The 14673-nt window shown below is 65.4% G+C and carries 19 protein-coding genes; 7 read left to right on the top strand and 12 right to left on the bottom strand.

What is annotated here, in order from left to right; translation table 11 throughout:
* The 3 genes from VE759_RS08250 to VE759_RS08240 form a co-directional block, all read left to right on the top strand.
* Window positions 1-1405: Hsp70 family protein (locus VE759_RS08250; protein WP_324930151.1), on the top strand; the 1405-nt coding region annotated here is incomplete at its 5' end.
* A 114-nt stretch (window positions 1406-1519) separates the two neighbouring features.
* Window positions 1520-1789, top strand: a complete 270-nt coding sequence (locus VE759_RS08245; protein WP_324930148.1) for a DUF1918 domain-containing protein — start codon at window positions 1520-1522, stop codon at window positions 1787-1789.
* 31 nt (window positions 1790-1820) lie between these two features.
* Window positions 1821-2351: a chorismate mutase gene (locus VE759_RS08240; RefSeq protein WP_414687862.1), complete on the top strand. Its 531-nt coding sequence runs from the start codon at window positions 1821-1823 to the stop codon at window positions 2349-2351.
* Here the strand turns inward: VE759_RS08240 and VE759_RS08235 are convergent.
* Together VE759_RS08235 and VE759_RS08230 are read right to left on the bottom strand one after the other, a co-directional pair.
* Entirely contained in the window at window positions 2348-2629 is a 282-nt protein-coding gene (locus VE759_RS08235; RefSeq protein ID WP_324930142.1) for a hypothetical protein, read from the bottom strand. The genes VE759_RS08240 and VE759_RS08235 overlap by 4 nt on opposite strands.
* Window positions 2630-2709: 80 nt before the next feature.
* Window positions 2710-3681, bottom strand: a complete 972-nt coding sequence (locus VE759_RS08230; protein ID WP_324930138.1) for an alpha/beta hydrolase family protein — start codon at window positions 3679-3681, stop codon at window positions 2710-2712.
* Between the two features lie 166 nt (window positions 3682-3847).
* Here VE759_RS08230 and VE759_RS08225 point away from each other — a divergent pair, with 166 nt between their 5' ends.
* Together VE759_RS08225 and VE759_RS08220 are read left to right on the top strand one after the other, a co-directional pair.
* Window positions 3848-4099, top strand: a complete 252-nt coding sequence (locus tag VE759_RS08225; RefSeq protein WP_324930135.1) for a hypothetical protein — start codon at window positions 3848-3850, stop codon at window positions 4097-4099.
* Window positions 4100-4410: 311 nt separating this feature from the next.
* Window positions 4411-5691: a PE-PPE domain-containing protein gene (locus VE759_RS08220; RefSeq protein ID WP_324930133.1), complete on the top strand. Its 1281-nt coding sequence runs from the start codon at window positions 4411-4413 to the stop codon at window positions 5689-5691.
* 38 nt (window positions 5692-5729) lie between these two features.
* On the opposite strand, the gene VE759_RS08215 is transcribed toward VE759_RS08220, so the two are convergent.
* The 3 genes from VE759_RS08215 to VE759_RS08205 all read right to left on the bottom strand — a co-directional run bounded on the left by VE759_RS08215 (window position 5730) and on the right by VE759_RS08205 (window position 7670).
* On the bottom strand, window positions 5730-6140 hold the full coding sequence (locus VE759_RS08215; protein ID WP_324930168.1) for a hypothetical protein: 411 nt from the start codon (window positions 6138-6140) through the stop codon (window positions 5730-5732).
* Window positions 6141-6294: 154 nt separating this feature from the next.
* A complete protein-coding gene (locus VE759_RS08210) occupies window positions 6295-7149 on the bottom strand; it encodes a cytochrome c biogenesis CcdA family protein (RefSeq protein WP_324930130.1) in 855 nt (284 codons plus the stop codon).
* 14 nt (window positions 7150-7163) lie between these two features.
* Entirely contained in the window at window positions 7164-7670 is a 507-nt protein-coding gene (locus VE759_RS08205) for a protein disulfide oxidoreductase (RefSeq protein ID WP_324930127.1), read from the bottom strand.
* A 205-nt stretch (window positions 7671-7875) separates the two neighbouring features.
* On the opposite strand from VE759_RS08205, the gene VE759_RS08200 reads away from it, so the two are divergent.
* Window positions 7876-8379, top strand: coding sequence for a nuclear transport factor 2 family protein (locus VE759_RS08200; protein ID WP_324930124.1), 504 nt, complete (start codon window positions 7876-7878; stop codon window positions 8377-8379).
* 87 nt (window positions 8380-8466) lie between these two features.
* Here the strand turns inward: VE759_RS08200 and VE759_RS08195 are convergent, their stop codons facing one another.
* Window positions 8467-8907, bottom strand: a complete 441-nt coding sequence (locus VE759_RS08195; RefSeq protein WP_324930121.1) for a hypothetical protein — start codon at window positions 8905-8907, stop codon at window positions 8467-8469.
* Between the two features lie 339 nt (window positions 8908-9246).
* Here VE759_RS08195 and VE759_RS08190 point away from each other — a divergent pair, with 339 nt between their 5' ends.
* A complete protein-coding gene (locus VE759_RS08190; protein WP_324930118.1) occupies window positions 9247-9390 on the top strand; it encodes a DUF2795 domain-containing protein in 144 nt (47 codons plus the stop codon).
* 10 nt (window positions 9391-9400) lie between these two features.
* Here the strand turns inward: VE759_RS08190 and VE759_RS08185 are convergent, their stop codons facing one another.
* Genes VE759_RS08185 through VE759_RS08160 form a run of 6 tightly spaced genes read right to left on the bottom strand, consistent with a single transcriptional unit; the run spans window position 9401 to window position 14665 of the window.
* Window positions 9401-10081, bottom strand: a complete 681-nt coding sequence (locus tag VE759_RS08185) for an HAD family hydrolase (RefSeq protein WP_324930116.1) — start codon at window positions 10079-10081, stop codon at window positions 9401-9403.
* Window positions 10078-10890, bottom strand: a complete 813-nt coding sequence (locus VE759_RS08180) for an adenylate/guanylate cyclase domain-containing protein (RefSeq protein ID WP_324930113.1) — start codon at window positions 10888-10890, stop codon at window positions 10078-10080. Before VE759_RS08180 ends, VE759_RS08185 begins: the two co-directional genes overlap by 4 nt.
* A 1-nt stretch (window position 10891) precedes the next feature.
* Window positions 10892-12247: a hypothetical protein gene (locus tag VE759_RS08175; RefSeq protein WP_324930110.1), complete on the bottom strand. Its 1356-nt coding sequence runs from the start codon at window positions 12245-12247 to the stop codon at window positions 10892-10894.
* Window positions 12244-12648: a lipoprotein gene (locus VE759_RS08170; RefSeq protein WP_324930106.1), complete on the bottom strand. Its 405-nt coding sequence runs from the start codon at window positions 12646-12648 to the stop codon at window positions 12244-12246. Before VE759_RS08170 ends, VE759_RS08175 begins: the two co-directional genes overlap by 4 nt.
* Complete coding sequence (locus tag VE759_RS08165; protein WP_324930171.1) at window positions 12645-12815, bottom strand: hypothetical protein; 171 nt, start codon at window positions 12813-12815, stop codon at window positions 12645-12647. The genes VE759_RS08170 and VE759_RS08165 overlap by 4 nt, the downstream gene beginning before the upstream one ends.
* On the bottom strand, window positions 12812-14665 hold the full coding sequence (locus VE759_RS08160) for a hypothetical protein (RefSeq protein WP_324930103.1): 1854 nt from the start codon (window positions 14663-14665) through the stop codon (window positions 12812-12814). The genes VE759_RS08165 and VE759_RS08160 overlap by 4 nt, the downstream gene beginning before the upstream one ends.
* Between the last annotated feature and the right edge of the window lie 8 nt (window positions 14666-14673).

Genomic DNA, 14673 nt, shown 5'->3' with positions numbered 1-14673 from the left:
CAACGGCGTGACAGCTCCGCTGGTGTCGGATGCCGTCGCGGCATTGACGGCCTTGGCCGTCGATCCGGGGTTGCCGACGAGTGGTGTGGTGGCACTCGTCGATTTCGGCGGCAGCGGCACGAGCATCACGCTCGTTGACGCGGGGTCCAACTTCGACCACCTCGACGAAACGACCCGCTACACCGACTTCTCCGGTGACGATCTCGATCACGCGTTGCTTAGCCACGTGTTGGAAGGCGTTGCGCGTTCGGGCGTGGTCGATCCCGCGGGCACCGCGTCGGTGTCGTCGCTGAGTCGGCTCAGGGAGGAGTGCCGGCTGGCCAAGGAACGGTTGTCCGAGCAGACGGTCACCCAAATGGTGGTTGAGCTTCCGGGATACCGTTCCGAAATCTATTTCACCCGAGCAGAACTCGAGAGCCTGATCGAGCGTCCGCTGCAGGGCGTCATCGTCACGCTCCAAGAGCTGCTGGATGCCAACAAGTCCGGGCCGAAAGCTCTGGCCGCGGTGGCGACCGTCGGCGGCGGCGCGAGTATTCCGCTGATCAGCCAACGATTTTCGGAACACTTTGCGGTGCCGTTGGTCACCACGCCGCGGCCGGAGCTCAACACGGCCGCCGGCGCCGCGCTACTGGCTGCGCGCGGTCCGGATGCGGATGCACCGACTGGCGTCGCTCTGGCGCTGGGCGCGGGACTCGGCATGGGCGGTGCGAGAGTTGCCGGCGGGGTGCCGACCGAAGGCGTGGGGTCGGCGACGTTTCGCGCATTGGCGTGGTCGGAGGACGACACCGCCGGCGACGAACCGGTCGCGTATGCGGTCGACGACTTTGACGCCGACATCACCAGCGCCCGGCCACCGGTGCAGTATGTGCCGCCGATGCAGCTGCCGCCCAAAGAGTCGAGGCACTGGTATCGCCCGCAGCTGATTCTCGGCCTTGCCGGCGTATTGGCGATGGTCGCCGTCGGCGGCCTGGCTTACACGCTCACCGGCACGACCGAAGACGTTCCCAGCCGGCCGTCGCGCTCGGCCCCGGTGCCGGCGCCGCCGGCGAGCCCCAGCCCGCAATTCGTTTCGCCCGTCGCCCCGCCCCCGCCCAGCACGGTCACCGTCATCGAGACGCCGCCGCCTCCCGCGCCGCCATCGGCTGAGCCGCCGTCGACGATCACCGTCACGCAGCCGCCGATTATCACCGCGACAACAACGCGGTCGACCGCACCGACGACCACCACCACAACCACCACAACCCCGACGACGACCACAACGACAACGACCACAACGACCACAACAACGACCACCAGCCCGACCACCACGGTGTCATCGTCGACCACGCTGCTGACGATCCCGTTCGTGCCGGTGCCGATACCGATAACCGTGCCCGCACCCCAGCAACCCGCACCCCAGCCATAGGCAGGCGCCGGAGGGGTAGGCGGGCGCACGCCGCGACTTTGTTGTGCGGAACGGTGGCATCTCCCCTGCTGAAGGCGCATCATCGCAACTGTCGCAACGGAATAAGGAGCGAGGATGAAGGCCAAGGTAGGCGACTTCTTGATGATCAAGGGGACGACAGTCGATCAGTCCGATCAGTGCGGCGAAATTACCGAGGTGCGCTCGACGGACGGCTCGCCGCCATATGTGGTGCGCTGGCTCGCCAGCGGGCATGTCGCGACGGTGTATCCGGGGCCCGACGCGATCGTCCTCACCCCCGCCGAGCAGGAGGCAGCCGATCAGCGGACGCGGTCGCGGCATGCCTCGGCGGAGACGGCGGCGAGCCATCACATCACGAGCGGGTAATCGCCGTCCCGCGGTATGCGGCGTTGCGGGGATCGTCGCCGCGCTGGTCACTGCGGCGCCGCAGGCACGGGCGGACGACCAGGGTGCATTGTTCGAGTTGGTGGACGCCGCGGCGCAGCGGTTGCAGACCGCCGAGCCGGTTGCCGCCTACAAGTGGCGAGGTGATTCGCCCATTGAGGACCCACCGAGGGTCCAGCAGGTGCTCGACGCGGTGACCACCGACGCGACCGCCCATGGCATCGATGCCGGCTACGTCCGGCAGGTCTTCGGCGATCAGATCAACGCGACCGACGCGATCGAATACAGCCGATTCGCGCAATGGAAACTGGACCCCGCCGGGGCGCCGACTGCCCCGCCGGGGCTGGCGGCGTCGCGCGACACCATCGATGCGCTCGATCACCGAATGGTCGGTCAGATCGCGCTGCACGGGGATGTGCTGACCTCTCCCCGTTGCGGGGGCGAACTGGATGGCGCAAAGAGCGCCGTCGCCGACGGGCGCCGGCTCGACGTCCTCTACCGGCAGGCGTTGTCGTACGCCACGCATTCGTACTGCCGGGTCTAAGACTCCTCGACGTCGTTTTCGCCGGCCATCTGTTCTACTTGCCGGTTGCGCTCGTCCTCTTCGACCCACTCGGAGACGGCGGTGCCGGAAACCGTCCCGCCGGTGTCGGGCATTGCGACCGTCGGGCGCTCCTCCGTGTACGCCTTGGCCATTTCCTTGGCCTCTTCCCGATGCTCGTCCTTGATCTCGGGCTTCTTGCTCCGGGGCCGGTCGTCTTGCTGGTCGCTGTCTTGTTGCTCGGCGTTTTGCTGTTCGGTGTCTTGTTGTTCAGCGGTCACAATGCCCGTCCTTGTCAGTCGTCTGGCTCAACGGTGTCCTTATGGCTGCCCGCAACTGTGACGTACGAAACAACGGCCAGCTAACGACTGGACGCCGCACCGAGCACCCGCTGCAGATCCGGCTTCATCGCCTGCAGCTGGCCACCCCAATAGCCCCAGCTGTGCGTGCCGTTGGGCGGGAAGTTGAAAACGCCGTTGCGGCCGCCGGCGGTGAGGTAGTTCTGCTGGAACGTCCTGTTGGTGCGCAGCGTCAGGCCCTCGAGGAACTGCGCGGGGATCAAATTGCTGCCCAGGCCGGCGTCGAGGTCCGACGGGTTGCCGTTGCCGCAATACAGCCAGATGCGGGTGTTGTTGGCGACCAGCCTGCCGATCTGCAGCATGGGGTCGTTGCGCCGCCACGCCGGGTCGCTGGGCGGGCCCCACATCGCGGTGGCGTTGAACCCGCCCGCGTCATTCATTGCCAGGCCGATCAGCGCCGGCCAGAAGCCCTCCGAGGGGTTCAGAAAACCCGACAGCGAGCCGGCGTAGATGAATTGGCCGGGGTGGTAGGCCGCCAAGATCAGCGCGGAACCGCCGGACATCGACACCCCGACCACCGCGTTGCCCGTTGGACTGACGCCCCGGTTGGCCGACAGCCACCCGGGGAGCTCAGAGGTCAGGAACGTTTCCCACTTGTAGGTGTAGGTTTGCCCGTTGCCCACGGCCGGCTGGTACCAGTCGGTGTAGAAGCTCGACATGCCGCCGACCGGCATCACCACCGAAAGGCCCGAGCCGTTGTACCAGCCGAACGCCCCCGTCTCGATGTCCCAACCGTTGCGATCGTCTCGCGCTCGCAGGCCGTCGAGCAGATAGACGGCTTTGGGTCCACCGCCCTGGAACTGGACCGGAATGTCGCGGCCCATCGACGGCGACGGCACCATCACAGTCTCGGCTGCGTGGGCAGTTGGCGCGTGCCCGATCACCCCGATAAGGCCCGACAGTAGGAAGGCTGCTGCTGCGGCGGCCAAGAACCGGCGCGTCCACTTGACTTGGATCCTTTTGATGACGGTCATCATTTCCCACCCGCGTCATCCCGACCCTGCCCGTGAGCATACGCGCGAAGTGGCGGTGACTAGCTAAATTCGGTGACAACTTAAGTGGCCCGCTGGGCGGTGCATTCGGCGGCGTTCAAGCGGATAGGCTATGGATGGACCACGCGAACAAACATCAAGATCAATCATGGGCAAGTCTTCTGACGACACATCGCAGCAACCGGTTGGTTCCGACAAGTTGACGACAGTGCCGGCGCTGCTTCGGGCTCTCGGCGCAAACGACGCGCCGGTCGCGCAGCAGAAGGCCGCCCTCCGTGAATGGCTCGTGAGCAACACCGCCGGCCAATCGCTGAGGTTCAGCCTTCGCAGGAACGGGTACGGTCTTCTCCTCGACGAGACCGACGAGGCGAAGGGCATTCAGCGCCGGAAACGGCTCTAGGCGCGCGCCCTTTCCGGCCTGACGTCGTCTCTTGGGGTGCGTTGCTGATGCCCGCCTCGGAGCGACTATTGATGTTCACCATCACGGTCTCCCAAAGGCTTTGCCGCCAAGAAGCTGCATGTTAGCCTTTGCCGGTCTGTGAGCTCTCGCGCGTGTCGGATTGTCGGGGCGGTGCGCAACGGGGGAAGCCAACGGGTCGTGCGCGGCCCAACGTCCACGATTTGACACATTGGGGAGAGGCTCGTATGGCGGGTAAGCACCGCAAACCGGCTCGTCGTCGGTCTACTGGGTGGCGGCGTTCGGTTCCGGGCGTGACGGCGGCGGCCGTCAGTGCCACCAGCCTGTCCACCGCACTGATGACCGGCACGACGACCACGGTCACCGCGGCCGTTGAGCTGACGGCGGTTATCACGCCCGCCAATTCGACGTCCCAGATCTTCGCGGGTACGACCTATTACAAGACGGACTGGACGAACGAGGGGTATGGCCAGCAGCAGATCGTCCCGTTTTTCCTGGGTCCGCAAGGCATCGTCGATGCTGTTCACCAGAACAGCAACCAAAGCAATGTCATCCTGTCCTCCGGATGGGGTGCGGGTCAGACCAGCACGGCGCTGGCGATGATGCAGAACGACCCGACCCGGAAAAGCGTGAAGCTGGTCATCCTCGACAACAACACCAACCGCGCCGGCGGGGGTTTCTGGACGACGTATTGGATGTTCGCGCCGCTGTTTTTGACCTCCGCGGCGCCGACGCCGAACAACCTTGACGTGCCGGTAGTCGATGCCGGATACGAGTACAACATCAACTCCGACGCACCCACCTACCCGATAAACGTCCTCGCCGATGCGAACAGTCTGATGGCCTACGCCTACGGCTACGGCGCGCAGTCGACCGCCCCGATGCCGGACGACGCGATCACCGAGGCGCAAACTGCGGGGCCTGGCCAGCACAACCACTACATCGTGGCACCAGATGGCTCCTATACGACTGTTCCGGTGAAGGGCAACATCACCTATGTGACGTTCCAGTCCGATGGATTGCCGCTGGTGCGGCCGTTGCGGATGCTACCGGGCGGGGACATCGTGGCCAATGCCATCGAGCCGACTGCGACGGTGCTCGTCAACGCCGGATACAAGGACAACCAACCGATCCCTAACGATCCCACCGCGACAAGACCGGTCGGCCTGTTCCCTTCTGCGACAGAAACCACGGCGACGGTGAACGGGCTGCCCGGCTCCGTGCAGAAGGGCTTGCAGGGCGGCGTGACGACGGCCCAACAGGATCTGTCGTCGCCGACCAACTTCGTGACGAAGCCGATCGGCGAGATCACCAAGACGACCGGCATCGTCACGAACAACCTGGCGACCTCGTCGCTGCCGACGTCGACTCTGCCGCTCAATACGGTGAACATGGCCGGCGGCAACAAGGTAGTGCCGGGCACGAACCCGGCCGGCGCGGCTTCATCCACAGGCTCCAACCCGGTGAAGCAGGTCGTCGGCGGCGTCAGTTCAGCATTCGGTGGCGCGGCCGACAAACTGTCCGGTGCTGCCCAGAGGGCGGCAACGCCCGGCAAGACATCCGGGGCGTCGTAAATCAACGTCGCGCTGGACGCGACGGCTAGCTCGGGCGATCAGCCACCGAGCGCGGCGATCAAGTCCTTGATCCTGGCCGCCTCGTCCTCGGTCGGCGTCTCTTCCGCCTCGACCTCGTCGAGAAGGTCCGCTCTGAGCCCGCCGCCGTTTGCCGTCTCCTCCGCCGACAGTTTCGCCCGGCGCCGCGCCGTGTAGAGCCGCTGCCCCAACGTGGCACCGGGTGAACTCGCGGCACGGGCCATCAGGTCGTCATAGCACAGCCGCACTCCGCTCAACGCGACGATGACCGCGGGCGTCGATCTGCTCCGCGCGGCCGCGTGGGTCAGCGAATCCTGCAGTTTGCGCAGACCGGAGAGAATCACGCCGGCGCGCCCGGAGAATTCCGGGTCGCCTGGGTCCGGCAGTGCATCAATGGCGGCGGTGAACATGTGCATGGCCGCATCGGCCATGCCGACGATGACGGGAGCTTCGCCGTCATCCCGCTCAGCCACCGCACCTCGCTAGATTCATGGCAACCCTCCAAGTTGGCATATCGCCGAAACGCTAGCCCTTATCCACGGTCGATTCAAGGCCAGCGACGAGCCGACAAACGGGCCGGCCCGATCAATCGCGCGCCCGCAAACGCCACGCCCACGCGAGTGCGACGGCCACCAGCAGCGCCAGCGCAAGAACCCAGGGCCACGCGCCGTGCTGGTGCACCCAGCCCGCGACCGTGCCTTGCAGCCAGCCGACGGCCGCAATCAGCGGATCGTTGGGGTTGCCGTTGGCGTGGAACAGGCGAATCTCGTACAGCCCGTAGTAGCCGACGTACAAGCCGACCACGATCAGCAGCGCACCGCTGATCCGGCTGATATATGGCAGGGTTCGCCGCATCCGATCGATGACCGCCGAGCTGGCGAGCGCCGCGGCGATGGCAAGGACGCCGACGATCAGCGATAGGCCCGCGGCGTAGGCCAAGTAGATCGACAGCCGTTCGACGACGGAGCCATGCGTAATGCTCGCTCCGGTCACGGCGAGGAAGGGGCCGATCGTGCAAGATAGCGACGCCAACGCATAGCTAACCCCGTAACCGAACATCGACTCGATACGCGCAGTTGGGGCCCAGCGACCACTGCGCGCCAACGGGTTTGGGACGAGCATCGTCAGTTCGCGGCCTAAGAGCAGCCAGCTGCCAAGCGCAACAAGCGCAATTCCGATCAACACCGTGGCAAACGGCAGGTACGGCTGAATGGCCGCCGCCACCGACACCGTCATCAATCCGAAAATCCCGAACACCATCACGAAGCCGACGGCCATCGCGGCGGTGGCCGCGAGCGCACGGGTCAGCGCGCTGACCTGGTTGCCGTCCTGGCCGCGCACCACCAGGGTGAGGTATGCCGGCAGCATCGCGAACCCACAGGGATTAAGTGCCGCTACCAACCCAGCGCCGAAGGCCAAGCCCAGCAGGTCTTGGTGCACGTCGCGGGGCGCGGCTACGCGCGTAGCGCTGTCACGCGGTCGGACAGCTCCTGCTGGGGCATCGCCGCGACCGGGTTGTTGACGAACGTTGACGAGCCGTCGGCGCGGTAAAACACGTACGCCGGCTGCCACGGCACGTTAAAGCGGGCCCAGATCGAGCCGTCAGCATCGTTGAGATTGGTGAAGTTCAGGTGGTACTTGTCAACGAAGGCCTGCATCTGCCCGACGTCCGAGCGCGCCGCGATACCCACAAAGGTGACCCTCGGGTTGGCGGCGGCTACCTGACTCACGCCGGGGGCTTCCATATTGCAAAACGGGCACCAGGGGGCCCAAAACCACAGCACCGCCGGCTTCCCTTGCAAGCTCGCTCCGTTGAATGGCGCACCGCTCAGTGTGGTGCCGGTGAATTGCAGACGGTCGTCGGCGACCGCGGCGGGCGGACGGGTCAGGCCGAAGACCAGGGCGGCGGCGAGGAGGCCAAGAAGCAGCAATCCAGTGAATCTGGAAAAGAGGAATCTCATCGCGGTACCTCCTTTGCTCAAGCTACACCGGTGCGTGATCCAGGCACACATTCTTAAGTACGCAGCGATTCGCCGGCGGGTTCAGTGCACGCCCGTTTTGGCCGGGCACTACGCACGAGCGGCCGCAAAGGCCCCGCAGAACCGCCGATTTTGGGTAACTTTGCGTCTGCTCAACAGCAAGCGCCAGTGGGCGAATGGAGTGGTGATGGGCCAGTGGTCACGCGACGAAATCGAATCGGCCTTCCGGCAACACGAGCAGGTCGTCGACGAGATAGGGAAAACCTGGGACTGGTCGCGATTCGCAGACGAGTTCACCGAGGACGCGACCTACGTCGAGCACGTGTACGGGACAATGCGTGGCCGGGAAAATATCCGCGAGTGGATCGTCTCGACGATGAACACGTTCCCCGGTTCGGAGATGCCGTTGTTCCCCACCTCCTGGCACGCCATCGATGACGAGCGCGGTTGGGTCTTTTGCGAAGTCCTCAACCGCATGCGCGACCCCGGTGACGGCAGCATCCACCAGCGCCCCACGATCACCGTGCTGAAGTACGCCGGCGATGGACTGTGGAGCTACGAGGAGGACGCCTACAACCCATTGAACTTCATGGCGATGGTGCAGGAGTACGTCCAGCGCTGCAAAATACTCGACACGATGTCCGACGACGCGATGAAGTTCGCGAAGAACATGAACTGGGTTCTCACATAAACCCTAAGCCCGCGCTAGCAGCCCGTGCGTCGGCGGGTGTGCGTGCCGTGGAACACCAGTGTAGAACTACGACCCGCGGTGGTTCAGCTATCGGTTGTCGCCGCTTTCCCGACCAACGGCATTCGGAGGAACGTCTTCCCGCTGCCTCGATATTGCCTGATCACCATCTGCCTGATCGTGCTCGCCGCGCTGTGCCTCGCGCCTCCGCGACGCGGGATCGATACTCTCCGCGCGCGATAACCGCTCCTGCACGCCGCTACGCGCACTCGATACGTCGTCGCGGTGAGCGGCGACACGCTCGTGCAGCCTCGAGGCTTCGGCCGCCTTAGCATCGGCTTCGGCCTGCGCGGCGCGGGCCTTGGCGGCCGTCTCTTCGGCAAATGCCTCTCGCTTGGAGATTCTCTCCATCTCTTGATTCGCTTCGCCGCGTATCCGCTCGGCTTCGACCCGGCGACGGCGGTTACTCGTTTTGCGGGCCGCGAACGCAATGACCGCGATCAGCACGATCGCCGCAACGACCGCGATCACAATCCATATGACAGTGCTAGTAGTCATGCCGGACTCCTTCTAGTGGATGAAGTCCTGGGTTCCCGCAGGTACCACCATCTGAAACGTAAGCCCGTGACCCCGCACAACCCCACGGCCCGCGGGCTCGCGTGCCCGGTTGGTCGTCGGATCGATCGACCCCTACGTCCTCGGCGGCTACTTCCCGGCGGGCAAGCAGCAAATTTGCGCCCATGGCCGTGAAATGCCGCGGCGGCCCAACGTGAAGTCGTAGCTATAGCGGTCACCGATCATTGTTGTGCCTGAACGGATTTCGCGGGCACGGATTGAGTATCTCTGCGCTGCCCGAACAGACAAGGAGTGATGGAATGCCCAGTCCCATCGAGGTTCAGACTGCTCTCGCGCGCCAAACAGAACGGCGCAAGTGAAGACGTGCTGGATGCGCTGCAGAAGATGCCGGACCGCGAGTATGACGGCCCGAGCGGAGTGCAGAAGGCGATTTTCTGACGCCCTGCACCTAGGACAGCGCCGCGATGGGCGTGGTTGCGAGGTTTTCGGCTACCTGACCGACATCTTCAAAAACCATGCTCGCTCCGGCTTTTTCGAGTTCGGCGCGGGAAACGCCGCCGGTGAGTACGCCGATGCTGGGAACCCCGGCGCGTGTGCACGCCTCGGCGTCCCAGACGGTGTCGCCCACATAGACGGCGCGTTCGGCCGTCACGCCGGCTCGGTCGAGGGCGACTTCGATGATGTCCGGCTTTGGCTTGGCGGTGTCGACGTCCTCGGCCGAGGTGACCTCGGACACCAGCTCGTCACTGCCGAGCACCGCTCGCAGCATCGACAACTCGTCCTCGGGCGCCGAGGTCGCCAGCACCACCTGCAGGCCGCGGTCGACGATCGCCTGAAGCACCTCCCGCGCCCCAGGCAGACGGCGAAGCAGCGAGGCTGTCTGCTGGTAGTAACGCGAATGCAGGTTCTTCGCTTGTTGCCGGGTTTCATCGTCGGCGTTACCGGACAGCGACTTGACGAGGGTGGAACCGTCCATTCCGATCGACCGGTGGATTCGCCACGCCTCGACCGGTATCCCGACCTCGGAAAACGCGCGAAACCAGGTGTGCACGTGCAGATAGTTCGAGTCGACCAGGGTGCCGTCGATGTCGAACAGCACGGCCGGGGCCCGGTTGGCTGAGGAGGTCATGCGCTGCCTTCCGCGAGAGCGACGGGGTATACGCGCTGCGTACCCCGAAACCCCTTCAGTTCCACGTCGCGCGGGTCACCGAACTGCAGCTGCGGTGCGTCGGCGATCGCGTCGTGGACGGGCTGGCTCACCAGCACCTCGCCGCCGTCGGCGCTCGCGGCGACCCGCGCCGCCATCGCGACGTTGCGGCCGAACAGGTCGTCACCGCGGCGGACCGACTTGCCCACGTGAATCCCGATCCGGACACGAATGCCGGGCCGACGTGGTCGTCCACTGTCGTTGCTGAGCCTGCGCTGCAGATCGACGCCGCAGGCCACCGCATCTTTCGGGCGCGAGAATGCGACCATGTATCCATCGCCTTGGCTCTTGACGACGTGGCCCGCGTGCTCGTCGACCAACTTGTGGACGAGCTTGTCGTGCCGGCTGAGCAGCCGGACCCAGGCCCGATCGCCAAGTTCCTCGTTCAACGCGGTGGAGTCTTCGATGTCGGAGAACATGATCGCGACGTTGCCGTCGGGCGCGAGACGGGCCAAGTCCGGCCGTTCCACCTCGGCCCAGTCCGCCAGTTCTTCGATCGAGCCGCGCATCGCGGCGCCGAATCCCTCTTTGCGCACCAGGTTTGCAGTTTGCCACACCGTCTTGACCGCTTCTCGACCGCCGCTGAGCAGCAGTTGGCGGGTGTCGACCCGGCGCCGCAATAGGCCCAACTCGCGTCGGTCGCGAACAAGGAGCACCCACAACGTGATGAGCGCTATCGCTTCGACCACCGCGACGGCCGAGGCCGCCACCGCAAGCACGGACCAGCTCACCTCAGCCCCCGAAGAGTAGGTACAGCCCGGTGAAGGTGTAGCCAACCATGGTCAGCATCATCGCTAATTGTCCGGTGATTTGGTGTCCTTGCGGCAACAGGCGAAGGGCCCGATCGTGCGCGGCGATCACGGCGGCGATGTGGCCGGCCACCACGCAGGCCACCTTGATCGTCGCCAGCACCGACGGGTGCGACGAGAGGATGTAGGACACTTCGGCGCGGCCGAGGCCAAGCAGGTTCCAGCCGCGCCCGAGCGGGTCGGCCAACAGGATGATGGTTTGTTGGCCCCGCTCCACCAGGAACGACAGATAGTGGGCGAAGATGTAGCCCACCACGATCGGGATCAGCGAGTGCGCCATCTGCCCGGGCAGTGCCCGGCGTTGATCGGCATCGACGCCGCCGGTCGCCCGCGCCGCCAACGAAAATGTCACGCCGACAACAACAACGAACACCAGCAAGCCCGCGGTGCGGACAACCGTCGCCGCCACTTGGCTGGATACCAGCGGAGCATGGCGCGCGAGGCCGTCGACGAAGTTGCGCCAGCCGGGTCGGCTGGAAAAGCTGTCGAACGCCGTGGAACCCAGCAGCACCGCGAGCACCGCGACGACTCCGGGCCGAACCGGCAGTGACGGCAGGTGGTCGAAGGGATTGCCGATCACGATGCGGCCCGTTTCGCGGTTGCGCCAAAAGGGCGACAGCCGCGACACCGCGACGCTGTACACCTCGAACGGGTCCGCGCGGGCGAACCACCGAGCACCCCAGACCGACGCGCCGGCCGCCATCACCACGAAATAGCAGAGCAGCCAGCGCTTTACCGCCGCGAGCGAGCCGGGATCTGGGCTGGCCAGCTCCAGCCAAACGAAGGCGAACAAACCGAACGCCGCCGGAAAGTAGCCCCATCGCGGCGGATAGTCCCGCCGCGGTCCGAACCGCCGCGGAACGACGACACGGTACAGGGTGCGCATCGGCGAGACGATCCGCCACACCGGTCCGATGGCCAGCGAAACGGCCACCAGTCCCACCCACAGCAGCACGTAGAACACGCCCGGAAGCGGGTTGCGGGCGTCCTGGGGTCCGAGCAACCCGGCGATCAGCACCCACGCGGTGAACAACAGCGAAAGCACCGCGGCACCCCAACGAGTGACCGGTGCGTCGACCGCCCGGGTGAGCCAAACCGGCAGGGCGCGACCGGGTTTGGCCGGGTCAAACCGGGGCTTGCGCCACGCGAACGCAACTAAGGCGAACGTGAACGTCAGTGCCCAGGCCGCGCCGATTACGGCGTACTCGAACGGGACCGGTAGATCAGTGGAGCCACCTAAGCCGTGCGCGAGCACGGCCACGGGGGGCTCACATGTCACGGTTGAACGCTGATGGTGGCAACCGTCTTGTCCAGATGGTGCAGTTCAACATCCACCTGGCCCGGAACGTCGACGCTGAACTGGAAAGTCTGGCCGAGTTTTGCCTCGATGGGGAACATGTGATCGGGCACGGAATGCACGTGCAATTCGTCGGCGGCGTCACTGCTGACCCGAAATTCGATGGGTTGGTGCACTTTGGCCTGCAATTTGGCGTTGGTGGGTGTCACGTTGCCGTTGTTGATCGTGACGTCGACGACGAGGCCGGCCTGCCCCGAATTGGGGGCCTGCCCCGAAGTGGTCCGCGGCGCCGACGTCGCGGTCCCACCGCCGGTGCTCTTGGAGCCACCGCAGCCGGCGAGTGCCAGAATCGCCAGCAGGGCAACCAAGAACCGTTTCATCATTGCCTGTCGTCGTTGTGGTGCGAGGTGTCGGCCGTGTCGGCGGTGCGCCTGTCCCGCACCGCGACGTAGATCACCACCGCGACCACCGCGATGGCCGGCAGGAACGCCGGTATCGCCAGCAACAAGCCGTGGTGGGCAACGATCTCGACGTGCGATGGGTCCATCACGCCTGCACTTTGGGCCGCGTCTCGGCCTTGGCTCCCGTCGGGGCTTCAGTGTTGTTTATCCGCCCGCCGCCCCACGCCAGCGCGGCGACGAGGATCAAGGTGCAGACCAACACGACCAGGCATCCGCCGGTCCACAGCATGGCCGGGGTGTCGGGACTGCGCTCCCTCTGCAGGATGGTGATCTCGTGCACGAAGGGCCGGGTCATCGATGACTGCGCCGGCGTCTCGGGAATGCCGATGGCCGGGTCTGGGGCGAGGTAGATCGCTGCCGCGGCCAGCGTCCGGCGGTCTTGCACACGCAGCAACGTCTTCCAGTTCCCGTAGACCGGGAGCGGTCGCGTCGAGCGGTAATGCCCGGGGCCAACCCGGTCCAGGTTGTCAATCACCAGCCCCCGGTCGTTGGCCAATCCGCCCTGCCAGGCGAGAATCGACATCCACTCGGGGTTGTCGCTTACCAAGTTCGGTGGATTGATCCGCACATCGGCGGACACCATTCGCTTGCCAGTGTCGCTGGGAAGATCGGTCAAGTTGATTGCCGCATTGGCGTTTTCGGGAACCGTATACCGTAATCCGTTCGCGGTCGCCCCACCGATCACCAGCACCATCAACACGACCAGGCCGATGCTGACTGGCCGCCGCGGCAGCCGTTGGCCGGTCAGCACAATACCGGCGAGCGCGCCGCAGGCGCCAGTGAGCACGGCCACCGGGACGGCCATCGCCAACGCTTCGGGCCACATGCTGGTGGGCCACCGATAGTGGTAGACGGCGCCGACCCATAACGACTCCAGCCAGAGGCCCACGGTGCTGACACCCAAACCGCCGATGAGCCCAAATAGCACGGGGCGCTTGAACAGTGGGGTCAGCGCGAGCAGCTCGATCACGATGGCGGGGCCGAGATAGAGCGGGAACCAGTTGATCGGCGCGCCGAGTATCGGCCCGACGGTCAGGGCCACCAGACCGCGCAACAAAATGTCGAACAGCACCGCGAGTATGGCGCCGCCCCGGCCCATGTTGATACGGGCTGCCACGAGCGCGAACGAGCCCGCGGCCGCAATCAGCATCGGCTGGAAAACCAGGCGGTATTGCGGCACACCGAAGTCGAATTCGATCTGGAACACCGACAGGCCGATGACCAGGCCGCCGAATCCCAAGTACCGCATCGACTTCAGGCCCAAACCGTCCGGTGGGGTTTCCGGGCCCCGCAACCGCCGCCCCTCGTACTCGAGATACAACATCGCAAGCGTCGAAAAGCCGGCGCCGCCGATCATCATCAGGTGCGTCGGACCCCACAGCGTGACATCCTGGCCGAAGATGCGATGCCACATGTCGTCGAGCGGGAAACCGATCAGCGCATACATTCCGCAGCCGGCAATCAGTAGCCCGCCCACCGGCGCGTACCAGGTGCGGGTGATCCGTACGGCCGCCGGACCCGGTTTCTCGTAGGGAATTACCACCGCGGCCATGCCGGCGACGAACAAGAGGAACAGACCAACGATGATGAAGTAGTGCGCCGGGTTGGCCAGCGGCCCGGGATCGCGCCCCTTGCCGATGTGAAGGCTCACATCCCAGATGAAACCGAATAACGCGCAGATCAGCGTCGCGGTGAAGATGCTGACCGGCAGCGCGACCCAAGGTGGTCGCTTGCCGCGCGCGCCGATGGGCACCACTGGCAACTTAGTGGCGAATCGTTCCGCGACCGTGTTCACCCAGGTGATCTTGCGTGTGCGGTGCAGATAGCCGATCCAGATCAACACCGCGCCGATCACGAGGGCTACGGCCGTTAGCCCGATCACCTGGTCCAGCGCCGCGCCGCCGGCTTGCGACGTCGCCGCCACGATTTGAGAAGTCACCGTCAAGC

Origin of the sequence: Mycobacterium sp., assembly GCF_035640695.1 — a bacterium.
In the GTDB taxonomy this organism is placed as follows: Bacteria; Actinomycetota; Actinomycetes; order Mycobacteriales; family Mycobacteriaceae; genus Mycobacterium.
This window is presented reverse-complemented; position numbering and strand designations above follow the sequence as displayed.

Excerpts from the sequence above, each read along its gene's own strand:
- VE759_RS08245 (WP_324930148.1), top strand. The coding sequence starts at position 1,520 with ATGAAGGCCAAGGTAGGCGACTTCTTGATGATCAAGGGGACGACAGTC.
- VE759_RS08230 (WP_324930138.1), bottom strand. The coding sequence starts at position 3,681 with ATGACCGTCATCAAAAGGATCCAAGTCAAGTGGACGCGCCGGTTCTTG.
- VE759_RS08225 (WP_324930135.1), top strand. The coding sequence starts at position 3,848 with ATGGGCAAGTCTTCTGACGACACATCGCAGCAACCGGTTGGTTCCGAC.
- VE759_RS08215 (WP_324930168.1), bottom strand. The coding sequence starts at position 6,140 with ATGGCCGATGCGGCCATGCACATGTTCACCGCCGCCATTGATGCACTG.
- VE759_RS08205 (WP_324930127.1), bottom strand. The coding sequence starts at position 7,670 with ATGAGATTCCTCTTTTCCAGATTCACTGGATTGCTGCTTCTTGGCCTC.
- VE759_RS08200 (WP_324930124.1), top strand. The coding sequence starts at position 7,876 with ATGGGCCAGTGGTCACGCGACGAAATCGAATCGGCCTTCCGGCAACAC.
- VE759_RS08190 (WP_324930118.1), top strand. The coding sequence starts at position 9,247 with ATGGAATGCCCAGTCCCATCGAGGTTCAGACTGCTCTCGCGCGCCAAA.
- VE759_RS08185 (WP_324930116.1), bottom strand. The coding sequence starts at position 10,081 with ATGACCTCCTCAGCCAACCGGGCCCCGGCCGTGCTGTTCGACATCGAC.
- VE759_RS08170 (WP_324930106.1), bottom strand. The coding sequence starts at position 12,648 with ATGATGAAACGGTTCTTGGTTGCCCTGCTGGCGATTCTGGCACTCGCC.